Source organism: Sodalis sp. RH14, from assembly GCF_047324285.1.
Taxonomy (GTDB): Bacteria; Pseudomonadota; Gammaproteobacteria; order Enterobacterales; family Enterobacteriaceae; genus Acerihabitans.
The window spans coordinates 4132807-4149985 of record NZ_CP178739.1 but is presented as its reverse complement, the minus strand read 5'-3'; the positions used below and the strand labels follow the sequence as shown (position 1 = coordinate 4149985).

The 17179-nt window shown below is 58.6% G+C and carries 17 protein-coding genes; 9 read left to right on the top strand and 8 right to left on the bottom strand.

The window, feature by feature from the left end; translation table 11 throughout:
• Positions 1 to 152: 152 nt before the first annotated feature.
• The 3 genes from ACL2XQ_RS18870 to amiA all read right to left on the bottom strand — a co-directional run bounded on the left by ACL2XQ_RS18870 (position 153) and on the right by amiA (position 2501).
• A complete protein-coding gene (locus ACL2XQ_RS18870; RefSeq protein ID WP_410014101.1) occupies positions 153 to 602 on the bottom strand; it encodes a YaiI/YqxD family protein in 450 nt (149 codons plus the stop codon).
• A complete protein-coding gene (hemF, locus tag ACL2XQ_RS18865) occupies positions 602 to 1522 on the bottom strand; it encodes an oxygen-dependent coproporphyrinogen oxidase (protein WP_413739553.1) in 921 nt (306 codons plus the stop codon). The genes ACL2XQ_RS18870 and hemF overlap by 1 nt, the downstream gene beginning before the upstream one ends.
• 103 nt (positions 1523 to 1625) lie before the next feature.
• Complete coding sequence (amiA, locus tag ACL2XQ_RS18860) at positions 1626 to 2501, bottom strand: N-acetylmuramoyl-L-alanine amidase AmiA (RefSeq protein WP_413739551.1); 876 nt, start codon at positions 2499 to 2501, stop codon at positions 1626 to 1628.
• 243 nt (positions 2502 to 2744) lie between these two features.
• Here amiA and ACL2XQ_RS18855 point away from each other — a divergent pair, with 243 nt between their 5' ends.
• Positions 2745 to 3170 (top strand): GNAT family acetyltransferase, encoded by a 426-nt coding sequence (locus ACL2XQ_RS18855; RefSeq protein ID WP_410014104.1) that lies wholly within the window; start codon positions 2745 to 2747, stop codon positions 3168 to 3170.
• Positions 3171 to 3213: 43 nt separating this feature from the next.
• On the opposite strand, the gene ACL2XQ_RS18850 is transcribed toward ACL2XQ_RS18855, so the two are convergent.
• Positions 3214 to 3609 (bottom strand): YgiW/YdeI family stress tolerance OB fold protein, encoded by a 396-nt coding sequence (locus ACL2XQ_RS18850; protein ID WP_410014105.1) that lies wholly within the window; start codon positions 3607 to 3609, stop codon positions 3214 to 3216.
• 299 nt (positions 3610 to 3908) lie between these two features.
• On the opposite strand from ACL2XQ_RS18850, the gene ACL2XQ_RS18845 reads away from it, so the two are divergent.
• From ACL2XQ_RS18845 to ACL2XQ_RS18810, 8 genes are all read left to right on the top strand, one after another.
• The gene (locus ACL2XQ_RS18845) at positions 3909 to 4493 is read left to right on the top strand and encodes an RpoE-regulated lipoprotein (RefSeq protein ID WP_410014106.1); all 585 of its coding nucleotides are present in this window, start codon (positions 3909 to 3911) and stop codon (positions 4491 to 4493) included.
• Positions 4494 to 4743: 250 nt separating this feature from the next.
• The gene (locus ACL2XQ_RS18840; protein ID WP_413732208.1) at positions 4744 to 5766 is read left to right on the top strand and encodes a sulfate ABC transporter substrate-binding protein; all 1023 of its coding nucleotides are present in this window, start codon (positions 4744 to 4746) and stop codon (positions 5764 to 5766) included.
• A complete protein-coding gene (gene cysT / locus ACL2XQ_RS18835; protein WP_410014108.1) occupies positions 5766 to 6599 on the top strand; it encodes a sulfate/thiosulfate ABC transporter permease CysT in 834 nt (277 codons plus the stop codon). The genes ACL2XQ_RS18840 and cysT overlap by 1 nt, the downstream gene beginning before the upstream one ends.
• Entirely contained in the window at positions 6599 to 7465 is an 867-nt protein-coding gene (cysW, locus tag ACL2XQ_RS18830) for a sulfate/thiosulfate ABC transporter permease CysW (RefSeq protein ID WP_413739550.1), read from the top strand. The genes cysT and cysW overlap by 1 nt, the downstream gene beginning before the upstream one ends.
• Entirely contained in the window at positions 7465 to 8556 is a 1092-nt protein-coding gene (gene cysA, locus ACL2XQ_RS18825) for a sulfate/thiosulfate ABC transporter ATP-binding protein CysA (protein WP_410014110.1), read from the top strand. The genes cysW and cysA overlap by 1 nt, the downstream gene beginning before the upstream one ends.
• A 72-nt stretch (positions 8557 to 8628) precedes the next feature.
• Entirely contained in the window at positions 8629 to 9516 is an 888-nt protein-coding gene (gene cysM, locus ACL2XQ_RS18820) for a cysteine synthase CysM (RefSeq protein WP_413723384.1), read from the top strand.
• A gap of 110 nt (positions 9517 to 9626) precedes the next feature.
• Positions 9627 to 10307: a response regulator transcription factor gene (locus ACL2XQ_RS18815; RefSeq protein WP_410014112.1), complete on the top strand. Its 681-nt coding sequence runs from the start codon at positions 9627 to 9629 to the stop codon at positions 10305 to 10307.
• The gene (locus ACL2XQ_RS18810) at positions 10307 to 11623 is read left to right on the top strand and encodes an ATP-binding protein (protein WP_410014113.1); all 1317 of its coding nucleotides are present in this window, start codon (positions 10307 to 10309) and stop codon (positions 11621 to 11623) included. Before ACL2XQ_RS18815 ends, ACL2XQ_RS18810 begins: the two co-directional genes overlap by 1 nt.
• Positions 11624 to 13075: 1452 nt before the next feature.
• Here ACL2XQ_RS18810 and crr read toward each other — a convergent pair.
• From crr to cysK, 4 genes are all read right to left on the bottom strand, one after another.
• Positions 13076 to 13585 carry a PTS glucose transporter subunit IIA gene (crr, locus tag ACL2XQ_RS18805; RefSeq protein ID WP_413723383.1) on the bottom strand — a complete coding sequence of 170 codons (510 nt, stop codon included), beginning with the start codon at positions 13583 to 13585 and terminating at the stop codon, positions 13076 to 13078.
• 41 nt (positions 13586 to 13626) lie between these two features.
• Positions 13627 to 15354 carry a phosphoenolpyruvate-protein phosphotransferase PtsI gene (ptsI, locus tag ACL2XQ_RS18800; RefSeq protein WP_410014114.1) on the bottom strand — a complete coding sequence of 576 codons (1728 nt, stop codon included), beginning with the start codon at positions 15352 to 15354 and terminating at the stop codon, positions 13627 to 13629.
• Between the two features lie 53 nt (positions 15355 to 15407).
• Complete coding sequence (ptsH, locus tag ACL2XQ_RS18795; RefSeq protein WP_162368145.1) at positions 15408 to 15665, bottom strand: phosphocarrier protein Hpr; 258 nt, start codon at positions 15663 to 15665, stop codon at positions 15408 to 15410.
• 414 nt (positions 15666 to 16079) lie between these two features.
• Positions 16080 to 17048 (bottom strand): cysteine synthase A, encoded by a 969-nt coding sequence (gene cysK, locus ACL2XQ_RS18790; protein WP_410014115.1) that lies wholly within the window; start codon positions 17046 to 17048, stop codon positions 16080 to 16082.
• Positions 17049 to 17179: the final 131 nt, after the last annotated feature.

The following is a 17179-nucleotide window of genomic DNA, read 5'->3' as shown; positions in this document are numbered from 1 at the left end:
AACAAGACGCAGAATGAAATGCGCTTTTTCTGATTATTATAATGGACAAAAACGATGGCGGCCCCGCGGCAAGCGGGGCCCGGGCGCCGAATAAAAAGCGGCGGCCCGTCCGCCGCCGGCGCCGCCGTGTGCCGGGTGAAACCGTGGCGTCGTCAGCCTTTGGCCTGCTGCAGCCACTTATCCAGCTCGCGGGCGAATTCCTGGCGTTCGCGCTGGCTGAGCGGCGGCGGCCCGCCGGTCTGGATGCCGCTGGAGCGCAGGGTATCCATAAAATCCCGCATGGTCAGCCGTTCGCGAATCGTCTCGGGCCGGTACATCTCGCCGCGCGGGTTGAGCGCCACCGCGCCTTTTTCCAGCACTTCCGCCGCCAGGGGAATATCGGCGGTGATCACCAGATCGCCCGGGCCGACGCGGCGGACGATTTCATTATCCGCCACGTCAAAGCCGGCGCCGACGCGCAGGGTGCGGATAAAGGGCGAGGGCGGCACCGCCAGGGTCTGGTTGGCCACCAGCGTTACCATGACCGACAAACGCTGCGCGGCGCGGAATAAAATTTCCTTGATCACCTTGGGGCAGGCATCGGCGTCAACCCATATCGCCATTAACGTTCTCCTTGGGACAGCCAGTCGCGCACCGGCAGGAAGTCGCGGTACAGCGCCGCCTCCGGGCTGTCCGGCTGCGGTTGATAATCATATTCCCACCGCACCTGCGGCGGCAGCGACATCAAAATGGATTCCGTGCGCCCGCCCGAATGCAGCCCGAACTGCGTACCGCGATCCCAGACCAGGTTGAACTCGACGTAGCGCCCGCGACGATAGAGCTGAAACTGGCGTTCCCGCTCTCCCCACGGCAAAACCTTGCGCCGGCGGACTATCGGCAGGTAGGCGTCCAGGTAGCCTTCGCCCACCGCGCGGGTAAATGCATAGGCCCGCTCGAAATCCGGCGTGTTGAGATCATCGAAAAACAGCCCGCCGATGCCGCGCGCCTCGTTGCGGTGTTTCAGGAAGAAGTAGTCGTCACACCAGCTTTTGTAGCGGGAATACACATTGTCGCCAAACGGACGGCAGAGGTCATGGGCGGTCTGGTGCCAGTGCACCGCATCTTCCTGGAAACCATAAAACGGCGTGAGATCGAAGCCGCCGCCAAACCACCACACCGGATCGGCGCCGGGTTTTTCGGCGATAAAAAAACGCACGTTGGCATGGCTTGTGGGAACGTAGGGGTTGTGCGGATGGACCACCAGCGACACGCCCAGTGCCTGAAAGCTCCGCCCGGCCAGTTCGGGGCGGTGCGCGCTCGCGGAGGCGGGCAGGCGCGCGCCCTCCACGTGGGAAAAATTGACTCCCGCCTGTTCATATACCCGGCCCTGGCGCAGGACCCGGGTGCGCCCGCCGCCGCCCTCGTCGCGCGTCCACAGGTCTTCCCTGAAGGCGCCGCCGTCTTCCGCGGCTAGGGCATGGCAGATTCTGTCCTGCAGATCCAGCAGGAAGCCTTTGATATGTCCAATATCAGGTGAAGTCATGTCGCAAGCCCTGGTTGATTGCGCGCGGGGTTAAGGCCGCGCGGAGATATAGGCCATGCAGTATAACCTCGCCGGCTGCCGTGACCAACCGCCGCAACGCCCCTTAGGGGCGGGTGGCGCCGCCCGCATGCTGCTCATGGGCGTCGAAATAGGCGAAAAAGTCCACGATGCCGCTGCTGATGGCCGAGGCGATACGATCCTGAAACGCCGCGGTTTCCAGCAACTGCTCCTCCCGATGGTTGGTGATAAAGGAGGTTTCCACCAGCACCGACGGGATCGAGGCGGATTTCAGCACCGCGAACGCCGCCTGCTCGGTATGCTGGCTGTGCAGCTGATGCACCGGCCGGATATGGTTAAGCAGGTGGCGGCCCAGCGTCAGGCTGTTTTTAATCGTATCGGTCTGCACCAGATCAAACAACACCTGCTGCAGATAATTATCCTGCTGCCGGTATTTGCCTCCCGCCACGTCATCGGCGGCGTTTTCCTTTTGCGACAGATATCCGGCCATGGCGCTGCTGGCGCCGCGATTGGACAGGGCGAATACCGACGCGCCGGCGGCGTCCGGGCTGGTAAACCCGTCGGCGTGGATGGAAACAAACAGATCCGCCCGGTGCTCATGGGCCAGCTCGACCCGCCGGAACAAGGGAATAAATTCGTCCTGCTCGCGGGTCAGCCGGGTCTGGATATGGCCGTGCCGCGCCAGGTTGTCGCGCACCTTGTTGGCAATCGCCAGCACCACATGCTTCTCCTTGGCGCCCTGGTGGCCAATGGCGCCGGGATCGATGCCGCCATGGCCGGGATCAATCATCACGCAGTGCGGACCGCCGGCGGGCCTGGGCGCGCCCGGGCTTGCGGGCAGCAGCGCGCCGGCGGCAAAGCCCGGCCGGGCGGTCAACGAGGCCAGCGCCAGGCACGACAGCAGCATTTGGCGGCGGGATTGCAGAATATTCAGGGGGGCGGAGGGTATGACTTTTTTCATGACCATAGCTAAAACAGACCGGATGCTGAGGGTTGGCGGCAAATGTTAGGGTATAACATAAGAATCTCCCGCGATCGATGGCGGAACTATGTCCATCTATTACCTGCCGGCGCGCGGGAAAAACCGTTATCAGGTTAATAAGCAAGAAATAGCGCTCCCGGCGACGATGTTATTTGCCTTCAGGGTAAATAACGCGATAATCAGTCTATTAGGTTTATTTGCTTGAAATTACGGCGGTCAGCTATGGAAATCCGTGTATTTCGTCAAGACGATTTCGAGGAAGTGATTACGCTTTGGGAACGTTGCGATTTGCTGCGTCCCTGGAACGATCCGGAAATGGATATCGAGCGCAAAATGCAGTGCGGCGCCGACCTGTTTATGGTGGCCGAGGTGGCGGGGGAAGTGGTCGGCTCGATTATGGGCGGGTACGACGGCCATCGCGGCTCGGCCTATTATCTTGGCGTACACCCCGATTACCGCGGCCGGGGCATTGCCAACGCGCTGATAAGCCGTCTGGAGAAAAAGCTTATCGCGCGCGGTTGTCCGAAGATCCATCTGATGGTGCGCGAAGACAACGAGGCGGTGATCGGCATGTATGAAAAGCTGGAATACGAACTTATCGAGAGCGTGACCCTGGGCAAGCGGCTGATCGAGGATCAGGAGTACTAGCGCGGCGGGGGAAGGGCCGGTGGTCGTGCCGGCCCCGGCCGGCTTATTGCTTCAGGAGATGTTCCACGTCCACGTTTACGCCGTGGCGGTCCTTATCCAGCTTACCGCTGATGACCAGTAAATCCTTGGGAGAGACATCCTGCCCGTTCCATTTATCATTATCGATTTCCACCTCGATACTGCCGGTATGGTCGCGAAACAGGTATTTATCCCCGCCAAGCTTTTTCTCGATATTGCCCTGCAGGGTGACCCAGGCATTGTCTTTCATCCCCTTGGCCTGCTTTATGGTGACCTGCTTGGCATCGGCGGAGCCTCTGAAGCCGCTTTGCTGTTTGTCGGGGGGCGGGGGCGGCTCGTCGCCGTGAAAACCGCCGTTTTGCGCCAGTGCCGGCAGGCTGCATAATAGGATAAGCGCGGCAATTGTCGCTTTTTTCATCATCAATAGTTCTCCTTTTAAATCGGCCCATGCCGCCGTAACCGGTGGAATGGGCAGGGTAGAATCCCGATTATTTATTTATACAATGAAAACCTAAGCATGGCACATGGCGCTTGATTTGCGAGCCCGCCGTCATTACGGGGCCGGTAAACAGACATTAACGCACCCTATAATCCGTTATCCGCGGGGATGTTCCCGCGTTAAAAACGCGGTTTGTCAATCAACCCGATTAATGGCACTTTACGTCGTTTGCGGTATCCAATACCGCAAAGGCTTGCCGGAATCTTTGTTAAGGAGTTTACATGAAGCAGTTGCGCCCGTTGATTATCGGGCTTCCCATTTTGTTGGCGGGCTGTTCGACCCTGTCCAATTTCTCCTGGTCCAGCCTGTCGCCGTTTAACTGGTTCGGCAGCAGCGCCACTGTCGGCGATACCGGCGTCGGTAATGTTACCGCCGCCACGCCGCTGGAACATGAGGCGCTGGATAAGGCGCTGAACGGCAATTATCGTTTGCGCGGCGGCATGGAGACGCGCAGCGGCGGTATCGTCGCCTTTTATCAGGCGTTAAAAGACGATCGGGTAAAAATGACGTTTTACGGTCCGCAGGCGGGGAAGGTTGAACGCGTGGAAGTGACGGACAGCGACATCGCCAGCGCCTGGGGCGTAAAAATCGGCACGCCCTTCAGCAGTCTGTACGACAAAGCCTTCGGCGCCTGCGCCCGTGGCGCCGGCGAGGATCAGGTGGTGTGCGCCGCGCCGCAGAGCCGCCATGTGAGCTATGTTTTTTCCGGCACCTGGCATGGTCCGGATGAGCTGATGCCGGCGGACGACACGTTAAAAAGCTGGCGGGTCAGCAAAATAGTCTGGCACGCCAACAGCGCCGGTTAAGCCGTTCCCCGCGGGCGGCGCGCATGACATGCCGGCGCGGCTCACCGCCGCAGCCGGCATTTTTTTACCCTGGTTCCTAGCCTTAACGGCCGCCGTCGGGCGGCGTTTTACGCACCATGAGGGTGCTTATAGCTTTTCATGCTCTTAAAGCAGAAAAAGGTATAAAAAACCGTTACAGGTTATAGGGCCGTTATAAATAAACTGTATCACCATAAGGCAGGTTTTATAACGTATGAACCAAAGGTAAAGAATGAATCAAACGCTGATTTCAAGCCGTGCGGTCAAAGGTTGTATCGCGGCGGTATTGCTGGCTTGCGGTCCGGCTCACTCGACTGAATTGCTGAACAGCTCCTATGATGTGTCGCGCGAGCTGTTTGCGGCCCTGAACCCGGCGTTTGAACAGCAGTGGCAAACGCAGCATCCCGGCGACACGCTGACCATTAAACAATCCCACGCCGGCTCCTCCAAACAGGCGCTGGCGATTTTGCAGGGCCTGAAAGCGGACGTGGTGACCTACAACCAGGTTACCGACGTGCAGATCCTGCACGACCGCGGCGATTTAATCCCGGCGAACTGGCAAAGCCGGCTGCCCAACAATAGCTCGCCGTTTTATTCCACCATGGCGTTCCTGGTGCGCAAGGGCAATCCCAAAAATATCCATGGCTGGAACGATCTGGTGCGCGACGACGTGAAGCTGGTGTTCCCCAACCCGAAAACCTCCGGCAACGGGCGTTATACCTATCTGGGCGCCTGGGGCGCCGCCAGCCTTGCGGACGGCGGCGACGAGGCGAAGACCCGCGCCTGGATGCAGAAATTCATCGCCAATGTCGAGGTTTTCGACACCGGCGGCCGCGGCGCCACCACCACCTTTGCCGAACGGGGCCAGGGAGACGTGCTGATCTCCTTTGAATCGGAAGTGAATAATATCCGTAACCAGTACGGCACCGACAACTATGAGGTTATCGTGCCCGCGGTGAATATCCTGGCGGAATTCCCGGTGGCCTGGGTGGATAAAAACGTCGAGAAAAACGGCACCCTCGAGGCGGCGAAAGCCTACCTGAATTACCTTTACAGCCCGGCGGCGCAGCAGGTCATCGCCAACTTCTATTACCGGGTCAATAATGACGCCATCATGACGGCGGCGAAGGATAAATTTCCGGCAATCACGCTGTTTCGGGTCGAGGACCAGTTCGGCGGCTGGCCGCAGGTCATGACCACCCATTTCGGCAATGGCGGCGAGCTGGATAAATTAATCGCGGCGGGACATCGTTGATGTTGGCCCTGCAAAGCAAACGCGTGCTGCCCGGTTTCGGCTTGAGCCTGGGCAGCAGTCTGCTGTTTGTCTGCCTGATTTTATTATTGCCGCTGAGCGCGCTGGTGATGCAGCTCGCGCAGATGAGCTGGCAGCAGTATTGGGAGGTGATCACCAGCCCGCAGCTGCTGGCGGCCTATAAGGTCACGCTGCTGTCGGCGGGCGTCGCCTCGCTGTTTAACGCCGCGTTCGGCATGCTGATGGCCTGGATCCTGACGCGCTATGATTTTCCCGGCCGCCGGCTGCTGGACGGATTGATGGATTTGCCCTTTGCCCTGCCCACGGCGGTGGCGGGCCTGACCCTGGCGACGCTGTTTTCCACCACCGGCTTCTACGGCGCCTGGCTGGCGCACTTCGGCATCAAGGTATCCTATACCTGGCTGGGCATTACCGTGGCGATGGCCTTTACCAGCATTCCGTTCGTGGTGCGCACGGTGCAGCCGGTACTCGAGGAACTGGGTCCTGAATATGAAGAAGCGGCGCAAACCCTGGGCGCCAGCCGCTGGCAGTCGTTTCGCCGGGTGGTGTTGCCGGAGGTGGCCCCGGCGCTGCTGGCCGGCGCCGCGCTGTCGTTTACCCGCAGCTTGGGCGAGTTCGGCGCGGTGATTTTTATCGCCGGCAATATCGCCTGGAAAACCGAGGTCACCTCGCTGATGATTTTTATCCGGCTGCAGGAGTTCGATTATCCCGCCGCCAGCGCCATCGCCTCGGTGATCCTGGCGGCGTCGCTGCTGCTGCTGTTCGCCATTAACGTCTTGCAATCGCGCTTCGGCAGGCGCCTGGGAGGGCACTGATGGCTGATATCTCCGCCTTTAACGGCGCGGAACGCGTGCGCACCGACTGGCTGAAATGGCTGTTAATCGGCACCGGCATGGTGATTTCCCTGCTGTTTTTGGTGATCCCGATGAGCTACATTTTCGTCACCGCGCTGGCGGAAGGCCTGGCGCCGGTTTGGCGCAACCTGAACGATTCGGACATGCTGCACGCCATCTGGCTGACGGTGCTGGTGGCGCTGATCGCCGTGCCGGTCAACGTGGTGTTCGGTACGCTGATGGCCTGGCTGGTAACCCGGTTTAACTTCCGCGGCCGGCAGCTACTGCTGACGCTGATGGATGTGCCGTTTGCGGTATCGCCGGTAGTGGCCGGCCTGCTGTATCTGCTGTTCTACGGATCCAACGGCCCGCTGGCCGGCTGGCTGGACACCCATAATATCCAGCTGATGTTTGCCTGGCCGGGCATGGTGCTGGTCACGGTGTTTGTCACGTGTCCGTTCGTGGTGCGCGAGCTGGTGCCGGTGATGCTAAGCCAGGGCAGCGACGAGGATGAGGCGGCGATTTTGCTCGGCGCCTCCGGCTGGCAGATGTTCCGCCGGGTGACGTTGCCCAATATCCGCTGGGCGTTATTGTACGGCGTCATCCTCACCAATGCGCGCACCATCGGCGAATTCGGCGCGGTGTCGGTGGTTTCCGGCTCGATTCGCGGCGAGACCTATACCTTACCGTTGCAGGTTGAATTGTTGCATCAGGATTACAACACCGTGGGCGCCTTTACCGCCGCCGCGCTGCTGACGCTGATGGCTATCGTTACATTATTCCTGAAGAGCGGTTTGCAGTGGCGCCTGGCGCGCCAGCAGGCGCATCTTCGGCAGGGGGAGCAGTGATGAGTATCGAAATCGACAATATCAGCAAATATTTCGACAGCACCAAGGTGCTGAACAATATCTCCCTTGATATTCCCACCGGCGAGATGGTGGCGCTGCTGGGACCGTCCGGTTCCGGCAAGACCACCCTGCTGCGCATTATCGCCGGTCTTGAGCACCATAACAGCGGCCATCTGCGTTTTGGCGGGCAGGATGTCAGCCAGCGTCATGCGCGCGATCGCCATGTTGGTTTCGTGTTCCAGCACTATGCGCTGTTTCGCCATATGACCGTGGCCGACAATATCGCCTTCGGCCTGACGGTATTGCCCAGGCGCGCGCGTCCCTCCGCCGCCGCCATCAAGCAGAAGGTGGCGCAACTGCTGGAGATGGTGCAGCTTGGCCACCTGGCCAACCGCTTCCCCTCGCAGCTTTCCGGCGGACAGAAACAGCGGGTGGCGCTGGCGCGCGCCCTGGCGGTGGAACCTGAAATCCTGCTACTCGACGAGCCTTTCGGCGCGCTGGATGCCCAGGTGCGCAAAGAACTGCGCCGCTGGCTGCGCCAGTTGCATGAAGAGCTGAAATTCACCAGCGTGTTTGTTACCCACGACCAGGAAGAAGCCATGGAAGTGGCCGACCGCGTGGTGGTGATGAGCCAGGGCAATATTGAGCAGGTCGGCACGCCGCAGGACGTCTGGCGCGAGCCGGCCACCCGTTTTGTGCTGGAGTTCATGGGCGAGGTAAACCGGCTGGATGGCGAAATCCGCGGGTCGCAGTTGTATATCGGCCAGTATCATTGGCCGCTGTACTATGCGCCCATCCACCAGGGCCACGTGGATCTGTTCCTGCGTCCCTGGGAAATGGAGATCGCCGATCAGCCCAGCGATCGTTGTCCGCTGCCGGTGCAGGTCATTGATATCAGCCCGCGCGGGCATTATTGGCAACTGCTGGTCCAGCCCGTCGGCTGGCACCAGGAGCCCCTGAGCGTGGTATTGCCCGGCGCGGGCGTGACGCCGCCGCGGCGCGGCGAGCGGTATTACCTCGGGGCGCAGAACGCCCGCCTGTATGTGGGCGATAAGGCGTTGCAACCCGTTGCTTTCGCTGAAAGCGCTTGATAAGTTCTTTACCTTACCCCTTCTCGCAACAGGCGGCCCGGCGGCCGCCTGTTTTATTATTGGAATAGCGACGTGACAACCCTTGAACAATGCATAGGCAATACCCCGTTGGTAACATTAAGCCGTATGGGGGCGGGGACCGGCAGCGAGATCCGGGTTAAGCTGGAAGGCAATAACCCGGCCGGCTCGGTCAAGGATCGCGCGGCGCTGGCGATGATAGCCCAGGCGGAGCGGCGTGGCGAAATCGCGCCGGGCGATAGGCTTATAGAAGCCACCAGCGGCAATACCGGCATTGCGCTGGCGATGATCGCCGCCATGAAGGGCTACCGGCTGCGGCTGCTGATGCCGGAGAACATGAGCATGGAGCGGCAGGCGGCGATGCGCGCCTATGGCGCCGAGCTGGTGCTGGTCAGCCGGGAGGAGGGGATGGAAGGCGCGCGCGACCGGGCGCAGGATATGGCGCGCTCAGGCGAGGGCAAGGTGCTCGACCAGTTTAATAATCCTGATAATACCTATGCCCACTTTTCCACCACCGGCCCGGAAATCTGGCGGCAAACCGCGGGCGGCATCACCCACTTTGTCTCGGCCATGGGCACCACCGGCACCATCACCGGCGTCGGCCAGTACCTGAAAAACCAGAACGGCGGCGTGCGCGTTATCGGGCTGCAGCCCGCCGAAGGCAGCGCTATCCCCGGCATACGCCGCTGGCCGCAGGCCTATCTGCCAGGCATATTCCGCCCGGAGGTGGTTGATGTGATCATGGATATCCACCAGCGGGAAGCCGAGGATACCATGCGTCAGCTGGCGCGCGAGGAGGGCATTTTCTGCGGCGTCAGCTCCGGCGGCGCGGTGGCTGGCGCGTTGCGCATTGCCCGCGAGGCGCCTGGCAGTCTGGTCGTGGCGATTATCTGCGATCGCGGCGACCGTTATCTTTCCACCGGCGTGTTTGACGCGGTCTGAACGACTTACCTGATTAGCGGTCTGCATAAGGGGATAATTCGCCTGCCCGGCGCGGTTTTATGCCATGCTTAGGCCTGATGAAGAGAGATGCCGCTGTTATGGAGAAAAATATGAAGATTTTGCTGGTTGACGACGATCAGGAACTGGGCAAGATGCTCAGTGAATACCTGAGCGCTGAAGGATTTACCACGTCGTTGGCCCTGACCGGAAAGGAAGGCGTCATCGGCGCGTTGTCCGGCGACTATACCGCCATGGTGCTGGATATCATGCTGCCGGATATGAGCGGTACCGATGTGCTGCGCCAGGTGCGCAAAAGCAGCCGTATCCCGATTATCATGCTTACCGCCAAAGGCGATAATATCGACCGGGTGATCGGGCTGGAAATGGGCGCCGACGACTATATGCCCAAACCCTGTTATCCACGCGAACTGGTGGCGCGGCTGCGCGCCGTGATGCGCCGGTTTGACGAGCAGCGCAGTGAACCGCCGGAATCGGGGGCGGTACGCTATGGCGAACTGACGCTCAATCCCGCCACCCGCTCCAGCCAGTGGCAGGGAGTGGCCTTTGACCTCACCGCCTCGGAGTTTAATTTACTGGAATTGCTGATGCGCACGCCGGATCGCGTGGTTTCGAAGGACGACCTGTCGGAAAAGGGATTGGGCCGTCGCCGCGAGGCCTACGATCGCAGCGTCGATGTCCATATCAGCAATATTCGCCAGAAATTATCCGTTTTGCCCGGCAGTAATCTGAGCATTGAAACCGTGCGCAGCATCGGTTACCGGATTCGCTAATGGCCAACCGGGGTCGTTTGTTCTGGAAGATACTGCTGGGATTCTGGCTGATTTTCCTGTTGATTACCCAACTGCTCTGGGTGGTGTTCTCCCTCTACGGCAGCCATCACGAGCCGCCCGAGGAAAATATCGCCCGCCGTATCGCCAACCTGCAGCTTGACTCCGCCGCGTCCGTACTGGCCAGCGGCGGGACACCGGCGTTCGAGGCCCTGCGCGCGGCATGGACGAGCACCGATCGGCAGTTCTTCTCCTTTGTCGCCGACGTCGCCGATCCGGTTGCGGACGATACCACCCGCTTCGGACCGCCCGACATCATCAGCCGGCGGGTTACCGCCGCCGACGGACGGCATTACCTGCTCAGTTACGATCTTCTCGGGCTGCGCCATGACGCGCACCAGGGACGCCGCGGCAGCATTTTGCATATGCCAAGCCCGTTGTTCTGGCTGGGCCTGACGGGCGGGCTGCTGTTCAGCATGCTGCTGGCCTGGAACCTGACCCGGCCGATGCTGATGCTGCGCAGGGCGTTTGAGCGGGTATCCCGCGGCGATTTAAGCGTGCGCCTGCTGCCGGTGATGCGTCGGCGCCACGACGAAATCACCGACGTGGCCAAGGATTTCGACGCCATGGCCGAACGATTGCAGGTGCTGGTCAGCGATCGCGAGGCGTTGCTGCATGACGTTTCCCATGAGCTGCGCTCGCCGCTGGCGCGCCTGCAGCTGGCCATCGGCCTGGCGCACCAGAATCCGAATAATGTTTCCGCATCCCTGGATCGCATCGAACATGAGGCGGGCCGTCTGGACCGGATGATTGGCGAGCTGCTGGCGCTCACCCGCGCCGAACACCAGGGGTCTGCCGGCGAAGACTATTTTGATCTGTACGGGCTGGTGGAGGCGGTGGTCAACGACGCACGCTACGAGGCGCAGGTGCCCGGGGTGGAAATCGCGCTGAGCGCCGCCCAGCCGGAAGACTATACCGTGAAAGGCAATGCGGAAATGATGCGGCGCGCGGTGGAAAATATCGTGCGCAACGCCGTGCGTTTTTCCACCCACGGGCAACGCGTCAGCGTGACGCTGTCCCGGGTGGAGACTCAACTGGATATTACCGTTGCCGATCAGGGGCCGGGCGTGGAGGAGAGCAAGCTCTCGAGTATTTTCGATCCCTTCGTGCGCGTCAATTCGCCCTTGAACGGCAAGGGCTACGGCCTGGGCCTGGCGATCGCCCGCAAGGCGGTGCTGGCGCACGGCGGGCAGGTGGAAGCGTTTAACGGCGCCAGCGGCGGCCTGGTCATCCGTATCCGTATTCCTCACTGGGCCTGAACCCTGCGCGTGTTTAAGGGTGCAGATGGCGTAGCGTCGGGCCCGTTTTTTAGTCAACTGCGCGACAGGATTGCGGGTGAGGTTTATGTTGCCGCGGCGAGGGATTGCGGGTGAGATTTATGTTGCCGCGGAGAGGGTTTCGCTTGCCGTGCGTGAGGTGTTCATAGGTATTGCCGGGCGCCGGCAAGCGACAAAGAGGCCGTACCGCGACGGCCTCCTTGACCTCCGCGCGTCCGGCAGATCGTGCGCCGCTGCGCGGTGCCCGGCATCACCCATCCCGGCTTTTGGACCGCCCGATATGCGCTCCCGGCGCAATCCGGGCTTTCGCCGCTCCCGGCGGCTCATCCAGCCGCGCTGCGCGCCGCCGGCGCACTCTATGCCGGCACCACGTCAACACCATCGCCTGTGAGTAAAATAGCGTTTTTGGGTTTCTTGCGGCATGCACTTACCGGGAAAAATATCAGCATCCATTTTGGCCCAGAGTCTACCCGCTGATGGCCGAAAGTGTAATGCTTACTGTTAAAGCTTAAAGTTGAATGATAAACACTTTACTGCCTAACTGCCTAACTGCCTAACTGCCTAACTGCCTAACTGCATGACTGCATGACTGCATGACTGCATGACTGCATGACTGCATGACTGCATGACTGCATGACTGCTAAGAGCATGCCTGTATGACCTGTCTTTTGCTCTACCAACTGCATCTATAACGGTCAATCGTCTGCCGACGCCAGACCCTATCCCAGGCAACAGCGTCGCGATCGCTTCATAGGCTGCAGGCGAACAGCGACATGTGGACCGGCATAAAGCGCGCTGACGGCGCCAGTGGCCCCGGCATGAGCCGCCGGGAGCGGCGAAAGGCCCGGTTGCGCCGGGAGCGCTAACCGGGCCGGTGCATAACGGGGACATGGGCGGCTGAAGGCATCGCGCAGCGACGCGCGACCTGCCGGGCGCGCGGAGGTCAAGGAGGCCGTCGCGGTACGGCCTCTTTGTCGCTTGCCGGCGCCCGGCATTGCATATAACCACCGCACGCACGGCAAGCGAAACCCACGCCACGGCAACATAAACCTTACCGCAGCGGCATAAACCTTACCGCAGCGGCATAAACCTTACCGCAGCGGCATAAACCTTACCGCAGCGGCATAAACCTTACCGCAGCGGCATAAACCTTACCGCAGCGGCATAAACCTTACCGCAGCGGCATAAACCTTACCGCAGCGGCATAAACCTTACCGCAGCGGCATAACCCTCGCCGCAGCGACATTCACTTGCACAGAACCTAAAGACCACCTCAGTCCCATGGCGCGACGGACCCCATGATCACCGGCCGCAATACAGACGTGTTAAAGGCAAATCATGGCAACACCGGGTTCAGCAAAGAGAAACGGCACCCGCTGGGTGCCGTTTGCGCCGGACGATAACACATCCTGGCTGGGACTGGGTTGCCTGGTATTATTTCTTTATACGAATAATGGGTGTTTCGCCTACAACAACACTGCCGGTCAGCTTAATCAGTTCCTTGATCTCATCCATATTGGAGATCACGACCGGAGTCAAGGTGGATTTGGCTTTCTCTTCCAATAACGGCAGATCAAACTCAATCACGACGTCGCCTTTCTTGACGCGCTGACCTTCCTGTGCGATACGCTTAAAGCCCTCGCCCTTCAGCTCGACGGTATCGATGCCGAAATGGACAAAAAGCTCGATCCCGTTATCGGATTCGATGGAAAAAGCATGGTTGGTTTCAAAAATTTTCCCAATGGTGCCGTCAACCGGTGCCACCATTTTGTTACCGCTGGGCTTAATGGCAATGCCGTCGCCCACGATCTTTTCGGCGAAAACGACATCAGGCACATCTTCAATGTTAACAATTTCACCTGAAAGGGGTGCAACTATTTCTATGCTTCCCATGTCTTTCTTATCATCGGAAACCAGAGATTTCAGTTTATCGAACAAACCCATGATCTTCTCCTAAGCATTTATAGCGGGTCAGCGTCGTGAAATCAGCAGAGCGTTTTTTCTTCAATGAATTTGTTTATCAGATTCATCAACTCGTCCGCGGTCGGTTGAGCTAAAGCTTCCTCTGCTAACGCCTTTGCATCGCCAAAATTCGTATTACGAATAATTTTCTTGATGCGCGGGATAGAGATAGCACTCATGCTGAATTCATCCAGTCCCATCCCTAATAACAGTAGTGTAGCACGTTCATCACCTGCCAGCTCGCCACACATACCAGTCCATTTACCTTCCGCGTGAGATGCGTCAATAACCTGTTTAATCAGCGTCAACACCGCCGGTGACATGGGGTTGTAGAGATGCGAAATTAACTCGTTACCGCGATCCACCGCCAGAGTATACTGAGTTAAATCGTTTGTCCCAATACTAAAGAAATCAACTTCTTTCGCCAGATGATGGGCAATGGTCGCGGCGGCCGGTGTTTCCACCATCACGCCCACTTCGATAGACTCGTCGAAGGATTTCCCTTCCTCGCGCAACTGGGCTTTCAGCAGGTCCAGCTCCACCTTCAGTTCGCGCACTTCTTCCACCGAGATAATCATCGGGTACATAATGCGCAGCTTGCCGAAGGACGACGCCCGCAGAATGGCGCGCAGCTGCGCGTGCAGCATTTCCTTGCGATCCAGGCCGATGCGGATGGCGCGCCAGCCCAGGAACGGATTGTCTTCTTTCGGCAGGTTCATATAAGGCAAATCTTTATCGCCGCCGATATCCATGGTGCGCACGATAATGGAACCGGTGCTGAGGGATTCCGCCACGGCTTTATAGGCCTGGAACTGTTCTTCCTCGGTCGGCAGGGAGTCGCGATCCATAAACAGGAACTCGGTGCGATACAGGCCCACGCCTTCGGCGCCGTTGCGCTCGGCGCCCGCGACGTCGCGCACCGTGCCGATATTGGCGCACACTTCGACCTGATGGCCGTCAAGGGTAATGGCCGGCAGGTCCTTCAGCTTGGCCAGCTCGGTCTTTTCCAGCACGTACTGGCTGTGCAGCGCCTTGAGTTCTTCGATTTGCTGCGGCGTCGGATTGACATACACCTGGTTGTTGACGGCATCAAGAATCAGATAATCGCCATTAACCACGCTTTTAGTGACGTTGCCGGTGCCCACGATGGCCGGCAGTTCCAGGGAACGGGCCATAATGGACGTATGGGAGGTGCGCCCGCCCAGATCGGTGACAAACCCCAGCACCTTGTCAAGATTGAGCTGCGCCGTCTCTGAGGGCGTCAGATCGGTTGCCACCAGCACCACTTCTTCGGCGATGGCGCTTAAATCAATGATGGGCATGCCGAGGATGTTGCGCAGCAGCCGCTTGCCGATATCGCGCACGTCAGTGGCGCGTTCCTTCAGATATTCGTCGTCAAGCTCTTCCAGCGCCTTGGCCTGGGTCTCGATAACGTTGTAAACGGCGGCGTCCGCCGTCGCCAGGTCTTCTTTGATAAGGGCTATGATATCCTGCTCAAGCTCTTCGTCTTCCAATAACATGATATGGCCTTCGAAGATTGCTTCCTTTTCTTCACCGAAGGTTTCGCCAGCTTTGGTTTTGATCGCTTCCAGCTGCGCGGATGCTTTGGTACGTCCAGCCAGAAAACGCTCGATTTCCTGCTCAACCTGGTTGGCAGAAATCTTTTTCCGGTTGATGACGATGTCATCTTCCTTTAGTAAGAGCGCTTTACCAAAGGCGATGCCCGGTGATGCTAAAATGCCTGAAATCATAACCCTACCTTACTCACTCGTGACTCGCGTTAACGTAAAAAAACGGGCCTGGATTACTCAAGCTCTGCCATCAGTTTAACCAGATGTTCCACAGCTTTTTGCTCGTCTTCCCCTTCGGCGATAATGGCGACCACGGTACCCTGGGTCAGGCCCAGCGTTTGCAGTTTGAACAGGCTTTTTGCGCTGGCGCTTTTACCGTTGGAGCTTACGGTGATATCGGAAACGAAGCCTTTGGCTTCCTTGACAAACTGAGCGGCAGGGCGGGTATGCAGACCATTAGGTGCGGTAATCGTGACTTCTTGCTGGAACATTATGTTTCCCCAACTTATTAGATGATATCAGTGTTGTGGGGCTAAAGTTTAGCTTAAAACATGGACTTTAGCCTATATGGTTAGTGCCTGAGTATGTTACAAAGACAAAGATGTATGCGAGCAAAAAACGGTATAAAAGCATTTCTGGCTAACGCTTATGAAAGCTGTGATACGCCGTTGTGCCATTTACCATTATGCCGCTTTTGCGCCAAAATCCATAGGGCGTTAATCGATTCAGCTAGCAGAACAATTAATAGCCTGATTAATTTCATACATCGAAATAATTGTCTGCTTAAATACAAGACAGAGCCAACAAAATCAATTATGCAGGGGGCAAAAATTTGATCTACTCCACAAAAAAGCACCCGGCAGGGTGCTTTTTGGGGTAGAAGCGCACATAAGCGACGATGGATTTTACTGCTGCAACTCTTTTTCGGTAAACACATCGGCAAACAGCGCGGTGCTGAGATAACGCTCGCCGGAAGAGGGCAGTACCACGACAATGGTCTTGTCGGCGAAGGCCGCGTCTTCCTGTAATTTCAGCGCGGCGGCAACCGCGGCGCCGGAGGAAATGCCGGCGAGAATGCCTTCTTCTTCCATCAGGCGGCGGGCGGTGGCGATGGCCTCGTCGTTGGTGATCTTCACCACGCGGTCAATCAGGCTCAAATCCAGGTTTTCCGGGATAAAACCGGCGCCGATGCCCTGAATTTTATGTGGGCCGGGCTTGATTTCTTCACCGGCCAGCGCCTGGGTGATCACCGGCGAGTCCGTGGGTTCAACCGCCACCGAAATAACCGCTTTTCCCTTGGTCTTTTTCAGATAACGGCTCACCCCGGTCAGGGTGCCGCCGGTGCCGACGCCGGCGATGAAGACGTCGACATCGCCATCGGTATCTTCCCAGATTTCCGGGCCGGTGGTCTGTTCATGGATGGCCGGGTTGGCCGGATTGCTGAACTGTTGCAGCATCAGGTAACGCTTGGGATCGGTGGCCACGATCTCTTCCGCCTTGGCGATGGCGCCCTTCATGCCTTTCGGCCCTTCGGTGAGCACCAGGCTGGCGCCCAACGCCTTGAGCAGCTTACGGCGTTCGGTGCTCATGGTTTCCGGCATGGTCAGGGTCAGCTTATAGCCCCGCGCCGCCGCGACATAGGCCAGGGCGATGCCGGTGTTGCCGCTGGTGGGTTCCACCAGTTCAACGCCGGGTTTGAGCACGCCGCGTTTTTCCGCGTCCCAAATCATATTGGCGCCGATGCGGCATTTCACGCTGAAGCTCGGATTACGGGATTCCACTTTCGCCAGAATACGACCATTGCCGATGCGGTTTAAGCGGACAAGGGGCGTATGGCCGATGGTGTAGGAATTGTCTTCGTAAATGTTGCTCATGGCCGGTCCTTTACTGTAAGTGCAAATTGGGGGAATGATAACCAAAGCATACCCTTTCGCATGGCCGACGGAAGTAAAAGAATAGTATATCGATATGTTATTAAGACATAAGTTTTAAGAACGTACCGCCG